This is a genomic window from Streptomyces sp. NPDC051180 (assembly GCF_040689545.1).
GTDB lineage: Bacteria > Actinomycetota > Actinomycetes > Streptomycetales > Streptomycetaceae > Streptomyces.
Window position 1 is genome coordinate 299,274 of the sequence record NZ_JBFBBC010000008.1, and the last position, 17,055, is coordinate 316,328.

Here is a 17,055-nt window from a genome sequence, read left to right on the forward strand (position 1 = left end):
GTGAATTGATCCGCACCGGCCGGTCGTGCGTGTTCCCCGGTGACGTCTGGTGAGCGCTGTGCGTGTTGGTTTACGGCGTAAAGGCGGGTAAGTCCGGGTGGTCGCGGCGACTTGAGGGAGGGCCGGGGCGCGCCTGAACTGCTCCCCTGACCTGCGATTCTTTGGGCTGCCTGTGAGGCGCATGTGCGCCAAAGGTGCCGAAGTCGCCTCTTTTGTGCGGAAGTATTCAGTGGCCAACTATGTCAAGTTCACCTGCCGTTCGCTGAATATCGTTGTTAAAGTCTCTCGTTTTGTTTGTTTTCGAGGGGTGGGAGTAAGTGGGTAATTTCAGAACGCGAGGGTGGGCCGCGGCATTGTCCGCGGTGATGGCAGTGGGTCTGCTGCCGACCACATCCTTCGCACTCACAGCGCAGGATCCGGGCGTCAGTGCCTCGCTGCCCGGTCTGAAGCAGCCGAAGCCGGTGCCGGTGGAGGCGGTGCGGGCGGGGGGAGCGAAGCGGCCGAACGCTGCGGCAGCCAAGGCCGTGCCGCGGACGGCCTGGCCGTCCCCCGGCACGCTGACCACGCCGGTCGCCGCCGCACCGACGCCCCTGCGCAGCAGCGCAGGAGTGGGGGCCGCCCTGCCGGTCTCCGTGTCGGCGGTGGCCGAGAAGTCGCAGAAGAGCCGGACCCTGACCCGGGCCAGGGTCGCGGTCGCCTCACGGGACGCGGCGGCCAAGGCGGGTGTCGAAGGCATCATCCTCTCGGTCGGGAGGGCCGACGGTGCCGCGGTCGGGGGGCGGGCCCGCGTCAGCGTCGACTACTCGGCCTTCAAGGACGCCTACGGCGGCGACTGGGCCGCGCGACTGCGCCTGGTCCAGCTCCCGGCCTGTGCTCTCACCACGCCCGACAAGGCGGCTTGCCGTGCGGCGACCCCGCTGAAGACGCAGAACGACACGGAGGCCCACCGGCTCACCGCGGTGGCCCCGGTACAGGGCGGCGGGAGTTCCGCGAGTCCCGCGCAGGGCGCGATGACCGTCCTCGCCGCCACCGCCGCCGAGGACGGCCCGACGGGCACCTTCAAGGCCACCTCGCTCGAGGCGTCCGGGTCGTGGAGCGGGGGCGGTGCGACCGGCGCGTTCACCTGGAACTATCCGGTTTCCACTCCCGACGTCCCCGGTGGGCTCAAGCCCGGTGTCGACCTCGGCTACAACTCGCAGGCCGTCGACGGCCGCACCGGCGCCAGCAACAACCAGGCGGGATGGATCGGGGACGGCTGGTCCTACGAGCCGTCCTACATCGAGCGCCGTTACAAGTCGTGCGAGGACGACAAGACCGGTGGCACCAACACCACCAAGGTCGGCGACCAGTGCTGGTACAACGACAACGCCGTCCTGTCGCTGGGCGGCAAGACCTCGGAACTCGTCTATGACGCCGCCAAGGGCTGGCACCCCGTCTCCGACAGTGGCGAGAAGATCGAGAAGCTGACCGGCGCCACCAACGGAGACGCCGGCACCGCCGGCAGCCAGGGACAGGGGGGCACCGGCGAGCACTGGAAGATCACCACGCGGGACGGCACCCGGTACTTCTTCGGACTCAACCGGCTCCCCGGCTTCGTGTCCGGGAACACGGAGACCAACTCCACGCTGACCGCGCCCGTCTTCGGCAACCACCAGGGCGAGCCCTGCTACAACGCCTCCTTCGCCTCGGCCTCGTGCCAGCAGGCATGGCGCTGGAACCTCGACTACGTCGTGGACCCGCACGGCAACGCCATGGCCTACTTCTGGAAGAAGGAGAAGAACAACTACGGCCGCAACGTCACCGCGACGGGGACGTCCACCAAGACGCAGTACGACCGCGGCGGCCACCTGCTGCGCATCGAGTACGGCCTGCGCGACAGCACCCCGTACACGGCGAAGGCCATGGCGAAGGTCAACTTCACCTCCGTCGACCGCTGTGAGAACGCCACCTGCACCTTCGACGCGGCCAATGCCGCCAAGTGGCCCGACACGCCGTACGACCTGTACTGCGCCGACACCGCGACGGAGTGCAAGGGCCAGCATTCGCCCAGCTTCTGGTCGTCCGTGCGCCTGAAGTCCATCTCCACCCAGGTCCTCACCGGCGGCGCGTACAAGGACGTCGACGGATGGGAGCTGGCGCAGTCGTTCCCCCCGTCGGGTGACGGCATCACCCGCCCGATGTGGCTGGACAGCATCAAGCGCACCGCCAAGGACGGTACGGCCACCACCGAACTGCCCCTGATCACCTTCGGGGGCGAGCAGAAGGCCAACCGCGTCGACAAGCTGGGCGACGGGCTGGCCCCGTTCATCCGACTGCGCATGTCGCAGATCACCACCGAGACCGGCGGTTCGATCGGCGTCTACTACCACGACCCCGAGTGCTCGGCCACCTCGCTGCCCCCGCTGGACGACTCCAACACGACCCGCTGCTACCCCACCAAGTGGGATGCCGAAGGGGATGTCCCGACACAGGACTGGTTCAACTCGTACGTGGTCAGCCGTGTCGTGGAGGGTGACAACATCGCGGGGACACCCGACGTCGTCACCGAGTACAGCTACGTGGGCGGCGCCGAGTGGACCATGAACGAGGACGAGTTCACCAAGGCCGCGTACCGCCAGTACTCGGTCCCCCGGGGCTACTACCTCGTCCAGACCCGCAAGGGCGCGGGCTTCGACGCCCGCACGCTGAGCGAGACCCGCTACTTCCGGGGCATCGACGGCGCCGCGGTGAAGAACACCGCCGGTGTCGCCGTGACCGACCGGAAGCAGTACAGCGGCATGCCGCGTGAGCGGGTGCTCTACAACGGCGACGGCGGCGCCTTCGTCAGCTCCACGTCGTACACGCCCTGGAGCTCGGCCGTCACCGCGACGCGCAGCCGGACCGGACTCCCGGCCCTCGAAGCGCTCATGACGGACACGGAGGTCGAGGAGTCACGGACCGCCACGTCCCAGGGCGACCGGGCGACCAAGTCCGTTCGCGGATTCGACGAGTACGGCCTCGTCAAGACCGTCTCCGACAGCGGTGACACGGCCGAGTCGGGTGACGAGAAGTGCACCACCCTCACGTACGCCCGCGGAGCCGGCTCTCCGATCCTCGACAAGGTCTCGCGCGCCGAGACGGTCGCCGTCGCTTGCGGGGCTCCGGTCTCCAAGCCGGGTGACATCGTCGACGACCTGCGTACGTACTACGACGGCAAGGCCCTCGGGGAGGCGCCCACCAGGGGACTGGTGACCAAGGTCGAGCGCATCAACGGCGCCGGCAACGGCTACCAGGTCACCTCCTCCACGCCGAGCATCTGCGGCACCGCCAAGGACCAGCTCTGCTACGACCAGTACGGTCGCCAGCTCGCCGCCGCGGACGCCTACGGCTCGGTCACGAAGACCGCCTTCGCTCCGGCCACGGGCGAGGTGCCGACGGGCCTGACCGTCACCAACGCCCTCGACCACGCGGTCACCACCGTGCTGGAACCCCGGCGGAGCCAGCCGACCAAGATCACCGACGTCAACGGCAACGTGCGGAGCATCGCCTACGACCCGCTCGGACGCGTCACGAGCGCCTGGCTGCCGACCCGCTCCGCAGCGACCTACCCGACGGCGCCGAACTACCGGTTCCGCTACCTGGTCCGCAACAACGGTCCGATCGTCACCACCACCGAGGAACTGACCCACGACAACCAGTACCGGACGAGCTACTCCTTCCAGGACGGACTCCTGCGGTCGCTGCAGTCCCAGGAGGAGTCCCCCGACCGGGCCGGCCGGATCGTCACGGAGCAGTTCTACAACAGCCGCGGCGAGAACACCGTCGACTCCGGGAGCTACTTCGCGACCGGGGCGGCCGAAGCCGTTCTGGTGACCGGTCAGCAGACCATGTACCCGTCCTCCACGCAGACGGAGTACGACGGCGCCGGCCGTCCCGTCGCGGTGATCGCCAAGCGCTACACGGACGAGACGAAGCGCACCAGCTACACCTACACGGGTGACACGACCACCGTCGTGCCGCCTGCCGGAGGCACCGCCACGGCATCGGTGGTGGACGCGCAGGGCCGCACCACCGAAGTGAAGGAGTACACGAACGCGGCGCGCACGACGTCGCAGTCCCTGAAGTACACGTACGACAAGCTGGGCCGGCTCGCCACGCTCACCGACGCGAGCGGCGCCGAGTGGTCCTACCAGTACGACGTGCGCGGCCGTCAGACCGTGGCCGTCGACCCCGACAAGGGCAAGGCCGTCACGGTCTACGACCAGGGTGACCGCGTCACCGACGTCACCGACGCCCGTCTGCGCACCCTCCACACCGACTACGACAAGCTCGGACGTCCCACCGCGCTGAAGAAGGGCGCGAAGCTCCTCGCGGGCTGGACCTACGACGCCCCGAACGCCAAGGGACTGCCGGCGAAGTCGACGCGGTACGACGACGACGGCAACGCGTTCGTCACCGAGACCACCGACTACAACCCCCTGGGGCTGCCCTCCATCACCCGAGTCACCGTCCCGGCGTCGGAGACCGGCCTGGCCGGTACGTACGAGTGGTACACCTCCTACAACGCCAACACCGGTCAGGTGCTGGACGTCGAGCACCCGCAGATGGCCGACCTGCCCTACGAGCTGGTCAGCAACGGCTACACCGCCGTCACCGGCCTGCTGGACACCGTCGGCACGGTGACCGAGACCAGCAGCGCGCCGCTGGTGTCGGACATGACCTATGACCACTACGGCCGTGCGATCCGCGCGGAGTACGGCGAGTTCGGCCGCCACGTGTGGACCACCACCCAGTACGACGAACACACCGGCCAGGTCACCAGCACCTTCACCGACCGCGACACCGCGCCGCAGCGGGTGGAGGACACCTCCTACACCTACGACCCGGCCGGCAACATCACCCGCATCGCCACCGGCTACGACCAGGGCACCGCCCGCACCACCGACACCCAGTGCTTCACCCTCGACGCCCTGCGCCGAATCACCGAAGCCTGGACCAACACCGGCACCACCTGCGCCACCGCACCGTCCGACAGCGTCGTCGGCGGCCAGGACGCCTACTGGACCAGCTACACCTACGACCCGGTCGGCAACCGCGACACCGAGGTCCAGCACAAGACCCCCTCCGGCCCGGCCGCGGACACCACCCGCACCTACGCCGACCCCACCGCCGGCAAGCACGACCTGCCCTCGGTCACCCAGACCGGCACCGACCCGCGCACCGAGACCTACACCTACGACGCGGCCGGCAACACCGAGACCCGCAAGATCGGCACCACCGACCTGGAGACCCTGGTCTGGGACGACGAGGGCCGCCTGAAGTCCACCACCCAGGTCACCGACACCACCAGCTACCTCTACGACACCACCGGACAGCGGCTCATCCGCCGCGACTCCACCGGCACCACCCTCTACCTGCCCGGCGGCAACGAACTCCACAAGGACACCGCCGGCAAGGTCACCGGAACCCGCTACTACGGCGGCGCGGCCATGTACAAGGGAGGCAAACTCACCTTCCTGCTCGCCGACCACCACGGCACCGGGTCCACCCAGATCACCAACGACGCCGCCCAGGCCATCACCCGCCGCAAGACCACCCTCTTCGGCGGCCCCCGCGGCACCCAGCCCACCAACTGGATCGGCGACAAGGGCTTCGTCGGCGGCACCCAGGACGCCGACACCGGCCTCACCCACCTCGGCGCCCGCGAATACGACCCGGCCACCGGCCGCTTCATCAGCGTCGACCCGCTCCTGGAGCCCGACAAGCCCCAGTCCCTGGCCGGCTACACGTACGCGGGCAACAACCCCGCCGTTTTCTCCGACCCTTCGGGCCTCGCCTTCGAAGAGTGCGTCAACGGCATGTACGTCTGCAAGAACCGCGGCACCGAGATCGTCAAGAAGGGGAAGAACTACAACAAGGTCGTCTACGGCGTCGGCGACGAAGTGACGCCGAGCGAGACCGCCGCGTACAACAACCCCGTCAACCGCACCGAGGACTTCGTCACGGAGGCCGCCAAGAAGTACCTGGGTACCGGCAAGCGGTACGCGGAGTGGCGCAAGGTCTACCAGAAGAACATCAGTCATTTCCCCGGCCAGGCGCCGACGGAAGTAGACCTGATGGCCGCAGCGGTCAACTCGTGCGTCGGCCGCAGCGCCTATGCGTGCCCCACGGAGATGCGGAACCTCTTCTGGGACCTCGAGCGGTACAAAGACTGGGTCGTCATTCCCAACCTGGTGGGCGCCTACGAGAACGGCATGCCGCGCGCTCCCGGCAGCGGCGGGAAGGTGTCCCGTCCCGGTGGGTGCGGCCAGTGCTTCCTCGCCGGCACGGACGTCCTCCTGGCGGACGGCTCCACCAAGGACATCGACAAGATCCAAATCGGTGACGAGGTCCTGGCGACCGACCCGGACACGGGCGAAACGAGCGCACGCAAGGTCACCCAGCTGATCGTCACGGAGGACGACAAGAAGTTCAACGAACTGACCATCGCCACTCCGCAAGGACCCGCCAACCTCACGGCGACCCACGAGCACCCCTTCTGGGTCGTCTCGGAACACCGCTGGCTCGCGGCCCGCGACCTGAAGCCGGGCATGACCCTGCGCACCGCTGCCGGCCGCGAGGTGGTCGTCTCGGCGAACCGCGCGTACGCCCAGAGGGCTCGCACGTACAACCTGACCATCGAGGGCGTCCATACGTACTATGTGCTGGCGGGCGAGATACCAGTACTCGTTCACAACGCCAAATGCCCGTGGACCTCGGTTCGCCAATACGATGGTGACGGTCATCCAGTGGATGGCACCCGTATTTCCACGGACGATGCGCTTGCCTCAGCGGAGGCATGGGTGGGTCGCGGATACACCGAACCCGTTCCAGGCAGCGGGCGGTACGTCTCGCGAGACGGTACCCGAGTTGCGCGAATGGGAGATTCGGACATCCTCGGGGAGCACGGCGATGGCCCCCATATGAATTTCGAGCGACTCGGCCCAAATCCGAAGAAGCCCGGAAAGATGATGGTTGTCGAGAATCGTCATATCTATCTGGAATAGGCTAGTCCTCATTGCTTCACTGGCCGCGGAGGCTTTCCGGGGTCGGTGGGGCGGTGTCGTTTCCCTTGTAAGGAGCGCTCTGTGGAGCACGTTGTTTTCACCCCCGACCGTCGGCCCGGCGAGGGGCTGCGCTTCTCGTGGGACGAAGGATTCGAGATTGCCGTGTCCGTGTCCCGGTCGGAAATCCTCGTCAAGGCCAACCGGGCGGGCCTGACATCCTTGGCGCGCCATCTCCTGATGCTTGCACAGGAAGACGTGACCGGCGGGATGCATGTCCATCTCACGGCCGACCAGGAGATCGAATCCGAGATCGATCTGATTTTGCAGCGAATGTCTGACTGAGTCTCCCGACTCGCGTCGTTTCGGTTGATGAGGGTCGGGCGACTGCTCGGGAATGACGAAGCCCCCGGCGCGCAGCAATGTGCGCCGGGGGCTTCGTCGTGTCCGGTTACTCGACGACCAGCTCGACCTTGATGTTGCCGCGGGTGGCCTTGGAGTAGGGGCAGAAGGCGTGGGTCTTCTGCAGGAGGGTGAGGCCGGCGTCGCCCTGGAGGTGGTCGGGGAACTCGGCGCGCATGACGACGGCGAGGCCGAAGCCGCCGTCGGCGGGGTCCTTGCCGATGGAGACCTCGGCGGTGACGGAGGCGTCGGAGATGTCGATCTTCTCCTGGCGGGCGACGACACCCATCGCGCTGGCGAAGCAGGCCGCGTACCCGGCGGCGAAGAGCTGCTCGGGGTTGGTGCCCAGTCCGTTGCCGCCGAGGGCCTGGGGGTGGGCGAGGGGGAGGTCGATGTGGCCGTCGGAGCTGACGGCGCGGCCCTCGCGGCCGTTGGCGGTGGCGACTGCGGTGTAGATCGCGTCCATGGGGTTCTTCCGTCCTGTCCTGTCCGGTCCTGCGGTGGGGTGGCCCTCTATTAATAGCGCACGATTCAGTTGTGCACAACTCAATCGCGCGTGAGGGGCCTCGCGTATCCTGGGGGCATGGAGACGCTCGACTCGGTCCCGGACGAGGACTTCCTCCGGCTCGACCACCAGATCTGCTTCTCGCTGCACGCGGCGACCCGCGCCTTCAACGGCGTGTACCGCGAGGCGCTCAAGGAGCTCGGGCTCACCTATCCCCAGTACCTGGCGATGCTCGTCCTCTGGGAGCACGGCGAGCTGCCCGTGAAGGGGATCGGCGAGCGGCTGCGGCTCGACTCCGGAACCCTGTCCCCGCTGCTCAAGCGGCTGGAGGCGGCGGGATACGTGGAGCGCCGCCGCAGCCCCGAGGACGAGCGGTCCGTCACCGTCCGCCTCACCGGCGAGGGTGCGGCCCTGCGGGAGAAGGCCCTCGGCGTGCCCCGGCGCATCGCCGCCGCGACCGGCCTGGGGCTCGACGAGATCAGCGGGCTGCGGGAGCGGCTGGAGGCGCTCGCCGCCCGGCTCGACTCCGTGGACCCCGACGACCTGAGCGGCTGCGGGTAGCGCCGGATCGGCGTTCATCCAATTGTAAGGATCGATGATCAGGGTCGGTCCTATACTCGCCCCATGCCCGACATCACCATCCGGCGCGCCGACGCCGACGACTCCAAGCGGCTCACCCGGCTCGTCCGGGGCTCCCGCGCCTACCGCGGGGACTACGCCGCGATGGTCGACGGGTACCAGGTGGGCGGTGCGTACATCGAGCACCACCCCGTCTTCGTCGCCGTCGACGGCGACGGCCGAATCCTCGGGTTCTACGCCCTGCTCGTCGAGGAGGCGGAGCTGGACCTGGCGTTCGTCGCGGACGCGGCCCAGGGGCTCGGCATCGGGCGGCTCCTGATGGAGCACATGGCCGGGGAGGCGAGGGCCGCCGGGCTGGACGCCGTCCGGGTCGTCGCGCACCCGCCGGCCGAGGAGTTCTACCTGCGGACCGGCGCCGTCCGCACCGGGGCCGTCCCGCCCAGCGGACGGATCCACTGGGAACGCCCCGTCCTGCGGTACGACGTCGCGTGACCACCACCGAGGAACTCAAGGACCGCCAGGACCGCCGCAGGGTCTTCGCCGACCTCACGCCGCTGCGGACCTCCGCGCACTACCGCCGCCTCTGGTTCGGCAGCACCGTCTCCTGGGTCGGGCAGGGCATGACGGCCCTCGCCGTCTCCCTCCAGGTGTACGACATCACCCGCTCGCCGTTCTCCGTCGGGCTCGTCGGACTGTTCTCCCTGGTCCCCCTGGTCGTCTTCGGCCTGTACGGCGGGGCGATCGCGGACACCGTCGACCGCCGCAGACTCGGCCTCTACAGCGCCTGCGGGTCGGCCGTGCTGTCGGTCGCGCTCGCCGCGGCCGCGTTCGCCGGCTTCCACCGGGTCTGGTTCCTGTACGGGATCGTCGCCCTCCAGGCCGTGTGCGCCGCGCTCAACTCGCCCGCCCGCTCGTCGATGATCCCGCGGCTCCTGCCGCCCGAGCAGCTGCGCGCCGCCAACGCGCTCAACTCGATGGTCATGACCTTCGGCACGCTCGTCGGGCCCAGCCTCGGCGGCCTGATCGTGGGCCTCGCCGGCTACCAGGCCGCGTACCTCGTGGACGCCGTCGCCTTCTCCGCCGGCCTGTACGCGATGTGGCGGCTGCCGTCGATGCTCCCGGACCGGACGGGGAGCAAGCGCGCCTCGGTCCTCGACGGGCTGCGCTTCCTCGCCACCCGCCCCAACCTGCGGATGACGTTCTTCTCCGACTTCTGCGCGATGATCCTCGCCCACCCCCGGGCCCTGTTCCCCGCCGTCGCCGTCCTCTGGTACGGCGGGGACGCGAAGACCACCGGACTCCTCGTCGCCGCACCCGCGTTCGGCGCGCTCCTCGGCGGCGTCCTCTCCGGCTGGCAGGGCCGGATCCGCCACCACGGGCAGGCGATCCTCCTCGCGGTCGCCTGCTGGGGCACCGCGATCGCCGCCTTCGGACTGACCCGGAACCTCTGGCTGGGGCTGCTGCTGCTCGCCGTCGCGGGCTACTCCGACACCGTGTCGATGATCTTCCGCAACACGATGATGCAGGTCGCCGCACCGGACGAGATGCGCGGCCGGCTCCAGGGCGTCTTCATCGTGGTGGTCGCCGGCGGGCCCCGGCTCGGGGACTTCCTCGCGGGCTCCGTCGCCGACCTGACCTCCCCGACGGTGGCCCTCACCGGCGGCGGGATCGCCTGCGTCCTCGCCATCGGCATCCTCGCGATGTACGGACGCGGATTCCGCCGCTATGACGCCCTCGACCCCACTCCGTGACCCTTCTCCCCGAACGCCCCATCCCTTCCTGGCGGTTGGCCGCCACGGCACATAACCGCCAGGAGTGACGGGGGTCAACCCCCGCCTCATGGGCCAAGACTCCTCGCGGCACCCGGAAAACACCCCCGACCCCGGGTCCGCGAGGAGTTCGAACGATGACGTCGAGGACCACGCCCTTCGACAGAGGAAGGGCCGCGCTGATCGCCGCGGGCCTCACCCTCGCGATGCTCTCGGCCGGGCAGACCGCCGCCGCCGGGAACACCGCCTCCGCCGTGCCGGACACCTTCAGAGCGGGCGTGACGAGCACCACCGTCACCCTCGTCACCGGCGACCGCGTCACCCTCACCGAACTCGGCGGCGGACAGCGGACCGTCACCGTCGACCGCGCGAAGGGTGCCACCGGCGCCGTACGCAGCCGGACCGTCGACGGCCGCGTCACCGTCGTCCCCGACGAGGCCCGCCCCTACCTGGCCTCCGGCGCACTCGACCCGCGTCTCTTCGACGTCACCGGTCTCGTCGAGCAGGGCGTCACCGGCGAACTCCCGCTGATCGTCACCTACGGCGCCAAGGGCGCGCGGACCGCCGCCGCCCCGCGCGGCGCCGAGACGGTCCGCGCCCTGCCCAGCATCGGGGGCGCCGCCGTCACCGCCACCGACCCCGCCGCCTTCTGGCAGGGCTTCACCGCCCGCGGCGCCGCCCGCTCCGCCGCCCCCGGCAAGGTCTGGCTCGACGGCCGGGTGAAGGCCGCCATGGCCGAGTCCAACGCCCAGATAGGCACCCCGAAGGCGTGGGAGGCCGGACTCACCGGCAAGGGCGTCAAGGTCGCCGTCCTGGACACCGGCGCCGACCTCGGCCACCCCGACCTCGCGGGCCGCGTGGCCGAGACGAAGTCCTTCATCGAGGGCCAGGAGGTCGCCGACCGCGACGGCCACGGCACCCACGTCGCCTCCACCGTCGGCGGCTCCGGAGCCGCCAGTGACGGCAAGGAGAAGGGCGTCGCCCCCGGCGCGACCCTCGCCGTCGGCAAGGTCCTCAGCGACGAGGGCTCCGGCAGCGAGTCGCAGATCATCGCCGGCATGGAGTGGGCGGCCAAGGACATCGACGCGAAGATCGTGTCGATGAGCCTCGGCTCCCGCGAGCCCAGCGACGGCACCGACCCGATGGCCCAGGCCGTGAACACCCTCTCCGCCGAGACGGGCGCCCTCTTCGTCATCGCCGCCGGCAACTCCGGCGCCCCCGGCTCCATCGGCTCGCCCGGCGCCGCCGACTCCGCGCTCACCGTCGGCGCCGTCGACTCCGACGACCGGGCCGCCTACTTCACGAGCCAGGGGCCCCGCTACGGCGACCAGGCCCTCAAGCCCGACCTGTCGGCGCCCGGTGTGGACATCCTCGCCGCCCGCTCCCAGCTCGTCCCCGGCAGCGGCCTCTACACCTCGATGAGCGGTACGTCGATGGCGACCCCGCACATCGCCGGCGTCGCGGCCCTGCTCGCCGAGAAGCACCCCGACTGGACCGGCGCCCAGCTGAAGAACGCGCTGATGTCCTCGTCGAAGACGCTCGACGCCTCCGCGTACGCGCTCGGCTCCGGCCGGGTCGACGTGGCCGCCGCGATCGCCGCGAACGTCACCGCCACCGGCTCCGCCGACCTCGGCTTCACCTCCTGGCCGTACGAGGAGAGCAAGCCGGTCACCAGGACCGTCACGTACACCAACTCCTCCGACGCCCCGGTCGAACTGGGCCTCGCCGTCGAGGGCATGCCGGCCGGTGTCGCCACCCTCGCCGACACCGCCCTGACCGTCCCGGCCCACGGCACCGCGAGCACCACCGTCACCGGCGACGGCTCCAAGGCCCCCGTCGGGCAGTCCTCCGGCCGGATCACCGCCACCGCCGGCGGCGCGCCCGTCGCGCACACCGCGCTCGGCCTGGTGAAGGAGGAGGAGCGCTACACCCTCACCGTCCACGTCAAGGACCGTGACGGCGCCCCTGCCCCCGCCTCCCTCGGCGTGCAGCAGCTCACCGAGGGAGTGGACCCCTTCCCGGCCACGGTCGGCGAGTCCGGCACGCTCGAACTGCGCCTCAAGCCCGGCACGTACACCGTCGACACCTTCCTCGACGTGCGCGGCTCCCACGGCCAGGACTCCCTCGGCCTCGGCTTCCTCACCGAGCCGGAGATCACCCTCGACCGCGACCGCGAGATCACCCTCGACGGACGGCAGCTGCGCGAGATCCGCGCGGAGGTCGAGAAGCGCACCGAGACCCGGCAGCTCCTGATGGAGTTCGACCGCGAGGCGAACGGCGCCTCCTACGGCGGAGCCGTCCAGGTCCCGCCGATGTACGACTCGGTCTTCGCCGCGCCCACCCGCAAGCCCGCCACCGGCACCTTCGAGTACCGGACGGTCTGGCGTCTCGGCAAGCCGATGCTGGAGGCGGGCGTCGACGGCACCCGGCTCTCCGACGCCACCCCGCAGGCCGGCGCCGGCCTCCTGGAGGGCGGCCACCGCCTCGGCCTCGTCGACGCGGGCACCGGAACCCCCGCCGAGTACGCGGGCCGGAACGTCACCGGCAAGGCCGTCCTCGTCCGGCTCGTCGACGGCGCGGTCCCGGCGCAGCTCGCCCAGACCGCCCAGGACGCGGGCGCCAAGGCGCTGTTCGTCACGGACGACCGTCCGGGCCGGCTGATGAAGTGGTTCGGCACCGCCGACTACCAGGACCGGCCCCTCGCCGTCGCCACCGTCAACGCCGCCGACGCCCGTCGGCTCGCCGCCGGCGCCGCCCGCGGCAAGCGCGTCGAGCTGACCGGCACCCGCTTCACCCCGTACACCTACGACCTCTCCGAGGGGCACCCCGGCGCCATCGGCAAGGACCTGGTCTTCCGCCCCGGCAAGCACGAACTGGCCACGATCCACTCCACGTTCCGCATGCCGACCAAGCGGCCGGAGCTGGGCGGCGAGTTCCGCTACTCGATCACCGCCACCTTCCCGATCGGCTTCGGCTTCAAGGAGTGGATCGCCTTCCCGACCGAGCGCACCGAGTACGTCTCCACCGGCACCGGCCAGCGCTGGCACGAGTCCGTCGACCTCGGCGAGTCCCTGGAACAGCGCGCCGGCACCCCGTCCTACCGGGGCGGCAGCCGGGTGGACCTCGACTGGTTCGGCCCCGTCTGGCACCCCTGGCTGGGCACCGGACTCGGCTGGGGCCAGCAGCGCTCCGGCAACGACCTGCGCTTCAACACCCCGGGCTGGGGCGACTCGGGCACCGACCACACCGGCTTCGGCAACGTGTGGAGCGACGACTCGATGACCCAGTTCACCGAGGTGTACGTGAACGGCGTCCGCTTCGACCGCAAGATGAGCTCCGGCGCCTACGCCTGGGACGCCCCGGCCGAGGAGGCGACCTTCAAGGTCGTCACCGACACGACGCTCGACCCGGCCCGCTGGCGGCTCGCCACCAAGGGCCACAGCGAGTGGACCTTCCGCTCCGCCGAGACGCCCTCCGACAGGATCACGTACCTGCCGATGATCAACCTCGGCTTCGACGTCGACACCGACCTGAACGGCGACGTCCGGGCCGGCGGCCGGCTGCCCGTCGGGATCTCCGCCGAGTACGTGAAGGGCGCGGCCGGCACCGGCACCCTCACCACGGGCACCCTGGACGTCTCCTACGACGAGGGCGCCACCTGGAGCAAGGTCACCCTCAAGAAGGCGTCGCGCGGGGCGAGCTGGACCGGCGAGCTGCGGATCCCGGCCGGCGCGGCCTCCGTCTCGCTGCGGGCCGGCGCCCGTGACGACCGGGGCGGCTCCGTCACCCAGGAGCTGATCCGCGCGGTCGGCGTGCGCTGACCGGACGGCACACGGCCGGGCCCCCTCCTGCCGGAGGGGGCCCGGCCTCCGTCGCTCAACGGGCCCCGGGCAGTGCCTTCTTCAGGACCTTGCCCATGTCGTTGCGGGGGAGGGCGTCGAGGTAGCGCACCACCCGGGGCCGCTTGTGCGGGGCGAGGAGGCCCGCCACGTGAGCGGCGAGCTCCGACTCCGCCGGCGGCTTCTCCGCGTCCCTCGCCACGATCCAGGCCACGATCCGCTCGCCCAGGTCCGGGTCCGGCTCGCCCGTGACGGCGGCCTCGCGCACTCCCGGATGGTCCAGCAGCGCGTTCTCGATCTCGCCCGCTCCGATCTTGTAGCCGCCGCTCTTGATCAGGTCGGTCGCCTTGCGGCCGACCAGCCGCACCGCGCCGTCCGCCTCCCGCACCGCCATGTCGCCGGTGCGGAACCAGTCGCCGTCGAAGGCCGCCGCCGTCGCCTCCGGCCGGCCGAGATAGCCGGAGAAGAGGTTCGGCCCCCGCACCTGCACCTCGCCGACCGTCTCCCCGTCGTACGCCCCCAGCACCGAGCCGTCCTCGTCCACCAGCCGCAGCCCCACCCCCGCGAGCGGCACGCCGACGGTGCCGGGACGCGGGGCGCCGCCCGGCAGCACGCTGGTGTTCATGAGCGTCTCGGTCATCCCGTACCGCTCGACGACCGTCCGGCCCGTCGCCGCCGTGATCCGCTCGTGGTCGTGCACCGGCAGCGCCGCCGACCCCGAGACGAGGAGCCGCGCAACCGACAGCGCCGCCGCCAGACCGGCGTCCCCGTCCAGCGCGTCGGCCAGCCGGTGGTACATCGTCGGTACGCCGAAGAGCATCGTGCCGCCCCCGGCGCCCAGCTCCCGGGCCACGCCCGCCGCCGAGAACGCGCCCAGGTGCCGCACCTCGCCGCCCCGGCGCAGCGGCCCCAGCACCCCGAGGACCAGGCCGTGGACGTGGAACAGCGGCAGCGCGTGCACGAGGACGTCGTCCGCCGTCCACGACCAGGCGTCGGCCAGCGCGTCGAGGGAGGCGGCCAGCGCCCGGTGCGAGAGGAGGACGCCCTTCGGCGGGCCGGTGGTGCCGGAGGTGTAGACGATCAGGGCGGGGGACTCGGGGTCGTCCGGCCCCGCCGGCGGGGCGGCGACGGTGCCCGTGAGTGCGACGTCGATCCGGGGCACGCCGGTCAGCCCGGCGGGCAGCTCGGCGGCGGGGTCCGCCAGCACGGCGGAGGGCGCGCTGTCGCCGAGGATGTGCGCCAGCTCCCGCTCGCCGGTGCGCGGGTTGAGCGGCACGGCGGGGACGCCCGCCAGCAGCGCCCCGACCACCGCGACCGCGGTGTGCGCGCTCGGCGTGGCCCAGACGGCGACCCGGCCGGACCCGGTGATCCGGGCGGCGAGGGAGCCGGCCGCCCCGGCCAGTTCCCCGTACGTCAGGGTCGTCGCGCCGAAGCGCAGCGCGGTCCGGTCGGAATCGGCTCCGGCCGCCGGGGGCGGGAAGAAGGCACTCACCGGTCGAGCTCCTCGGGTCGTCGAGGGCGAAGGTCGCCGGGAGGCATTCTGCCGGGGCTTCAGGGCCTGGCGGCGGTGACCTTCGTCGCCTCGGGCTCCGGCTCGCCGCCGCCCGGCCGGATCCCGCGCATCCGCCCGTACGCGTACACACAGCCCGCGAGCGCCAGGTCGGAGAGGAGCATGAAGCCGATCGAGTACGAGTCCTTCGCGCTGTAGATCGCGCCCATCACCAGCGGCGGCACGAAACCGCCCAGTCCGCCCATCGCGCCGACGATGCCGGTCACGCTGCCCACCTGGGCCTGCGGGGTGACCTGGGAGACGAGGGCGAAGACGGAACCGCTCGCGGTGCCCAGGCCCGCCGCCATGACGAGCAGGGCGATCGTGCCGCCCGGGTTCAGCGGCGGGTCGAATGCCTGGACGATCGCGAACAGGGCGGCCGTGCCGAGCGCCCCGGCCGTCACCAGCGCCGGGTGGAACCGGTCCGAGAGCCAGCCGCCGATGGGTCGGAAGACCACGGTGACCAGGGCGAACCCGGCCGCCTTGGTGCCCGCGTCCGTAGGGTCCAGCTCGTACCAGGTCTTCAGGTAGGTCGGCAGGTAGACGCCGAACGCCACGATGCCGCCGAACCCGATCGCGTACAGCGCCGACAGCTCCCACGTGACCCGCAGCCGCGCCGCCGAGCCCAGCCGGGTCGCGAGGGAGGCGGTGGGCACCGGCCGGTCGGGCCGGTCGCTGATCAGGAAGAAGGCGAGCACCGCGTAACCGGCGAGCGCGGCCGCCACCACGACGAACGGCAGGTTCTCGCCGTGCTTGGCGATCCGGGGGGTGAAGTAGCCGGAGAGCGCCACACCGCCCATGCCCATGCCGAACACGCCGAGCGCCAGGCCCCGCTTGGCCGGCGGGAACCACGAGTTCACCAGCGGGATGCCGATCGCGAAGGTCGTGCCGCCGAGGCCCAGGAGGAAGGCGACGACGAGCAGCAGACCGTAGGTGTCCTTCACCACGGTCAGCAGCAGCACGGGGATGATCGTCAGCGCCGAGACCAGCGGGAACATCCGCTTCGCCCCGTACCGGTCGGTCAGCGCGCCGGCCGGGACCCGGCCGACCGAGCCGACCAGGACCGGGACGGCGACGAGGAACGACTGCTCGAACGAGCTGAGTTCGAGTCGGTCGCCGTACCAGCTCGCCAGCGGTGCGATCAGGTTCCACGCCCAGAAGGTCAGCGTGAAGCCGATGGTGGCCATCACCAGATTTCGGTAGGCCGCCGCGGTCGGGGGCTTCGTCTCGGTGGTCACCCCACCAGTCAAGATCGGGGTGAGGGGCCCGGCGCGCCGGACTGCTCCGTACGGGTGCCCCTAGGGCCTGTCGTCACATTCCCCTCTGCCCCGCGACGCCTGGCACGCGCTCTCGCCGCACCGGGCGAAAGCGCGAGTACGCCCAGTACGAG

General features: G+C 70.9%; 9 protein-coding genes. 6 read left to right on the forward strand and 3 right to left on the reverse strand.

The window, feature by feature from the left end; all coding sequences use genetic code 11:
• Window positions 1-365: 365 nt before the first annotated feature.
• Window positions 366-7,025 carry a polymorphic toxin-type HINT domain-containing protein gene (locus AB0424_RS17405; protein WP_366306214.1) on the forward strand — a complete coding sequence of 2,220 codons (6,660 nt, stop codon included), beginning with the start codon at window positions 366-368 and terminating at the stop codon, window positions 7,023-7,025.
• Between the two features lie 81 nt (window positions 7,026-7,106).
• On the forward strand, window positions 7,107-7,367 hold the full coding sequence (locus tag AB0424_RS17410) for a hypothetical protein (RefSeq protein ID WP_366306216.1): 261 nt from the start codon (window positions 7,107-7,109) through the stop codon (window positions 7,365-7,367).
• A 106-nt stretch (window positions 7,368-7,473) separates the two neighbouring features.
• Here AB0424_RS17410 and AB0424_RS17415 read toward each other — a convergent pair whose 3' ends face one another.
• Window positions 7,474-7,890, reverse strand: a complete 417-nt coding sequence (locus AB0424_RS17415; protein WP_366306218.1) for an organic hydroperoxide resistance protein — start codon at window positions 7,888-7,890, stop codon at window positions 7,474-7,476.
• Between the two features lie 117 nt (window positions 7,891-8,007).
• Between AB0424_RS17415 and AB0424_RS17420 the strand changes: the two genes are divergently transcribed.
• The 4 genes from AB0424_RS17420 (at window position 8,008) to AB0424_RS17435 (ending at window position 14,098) form a co-directional block, all read left to right on the forward strand.
• The gene (locus tag AB0424_RS17420; RefSeq protein WP_366306220.1) at window positions 8,008-8,490 is read left to right on the forward strand and encodes a MarR family transcriptional regulator; all 483 of its coding nucleotides are present in this window, start codon (window positions 8,008-8,010) and stop codon (window positions 8,488-8,490) included.
• Between the two features lie 63 nt (window positions 8,491-8,553).
• A complete protein-coding gene (locus AB0424_RS17425; RefSeq protein ID WP_366306222.1) occupies window positions 8,554-9,000 on the forward strand; it encodes a GNAT family N-acetyltransferase in 447 nt (148 codons plus the stop codon).
• Window positions 8,997-10,259, forward strand: coding sequence for an MFS transporter (locus AB0424_RS17430; RefSeq protein ID WP_366306224.1), 1,263 nt, complete (start codon window positions 8,997-8,999; stop codon window positions 10,257-10,259). The genes AB0424_RS17425 and AB0424_RS17430 overlap by 4 nt, the downstream gene beginning before the upstream one ends.
• A 155-nt stretch (window positions 10,260-10,414) precedes the next feature.
• Window positions 10,415-14,098, forward strand: a complete 3,684-nt coding sequence (locus AB0424_RS17435; RefSeq protein ID WP_366306225.1) for a S8 family serine peptidase — start codon at window positions 10,415-10,417, stop codon at window positions 14,096-14,098.
• A 55-nt stretch (window positions 14,099-14,153) separates the two neighbouring features.
• On the opposite strand, the gene AB0424_RS17440 is transcribed toward AB0424_RS17435, so the two are convergent.
• Complete coding sequence (locus AB0424_RS17440) at window positions 14,154-15,608, reverse strand: acyl-CoA synthetase (protein WP_366306227.1); 1,455 nt, start codon at window positions 15,606-15,608, stop codon at window positions 14,154-14,156.
• Window positions 15,609-15,667: 59 nt separating this feature from the next.
• Window positions 15,668-16,852, reverse strand: a complete 1,185-nt coding sequence (locus tag AB0424_RS17445; RefSeq protein ID WP_366306251.1) for a NarK/NasA family nitrate transporter — start codon at window positions 16,850-16,852, stop codon at window positions 15,668-15,670.
• Between the last annotated feature and the right edge of the window lie 203 nt (window positions 16,853-17,055).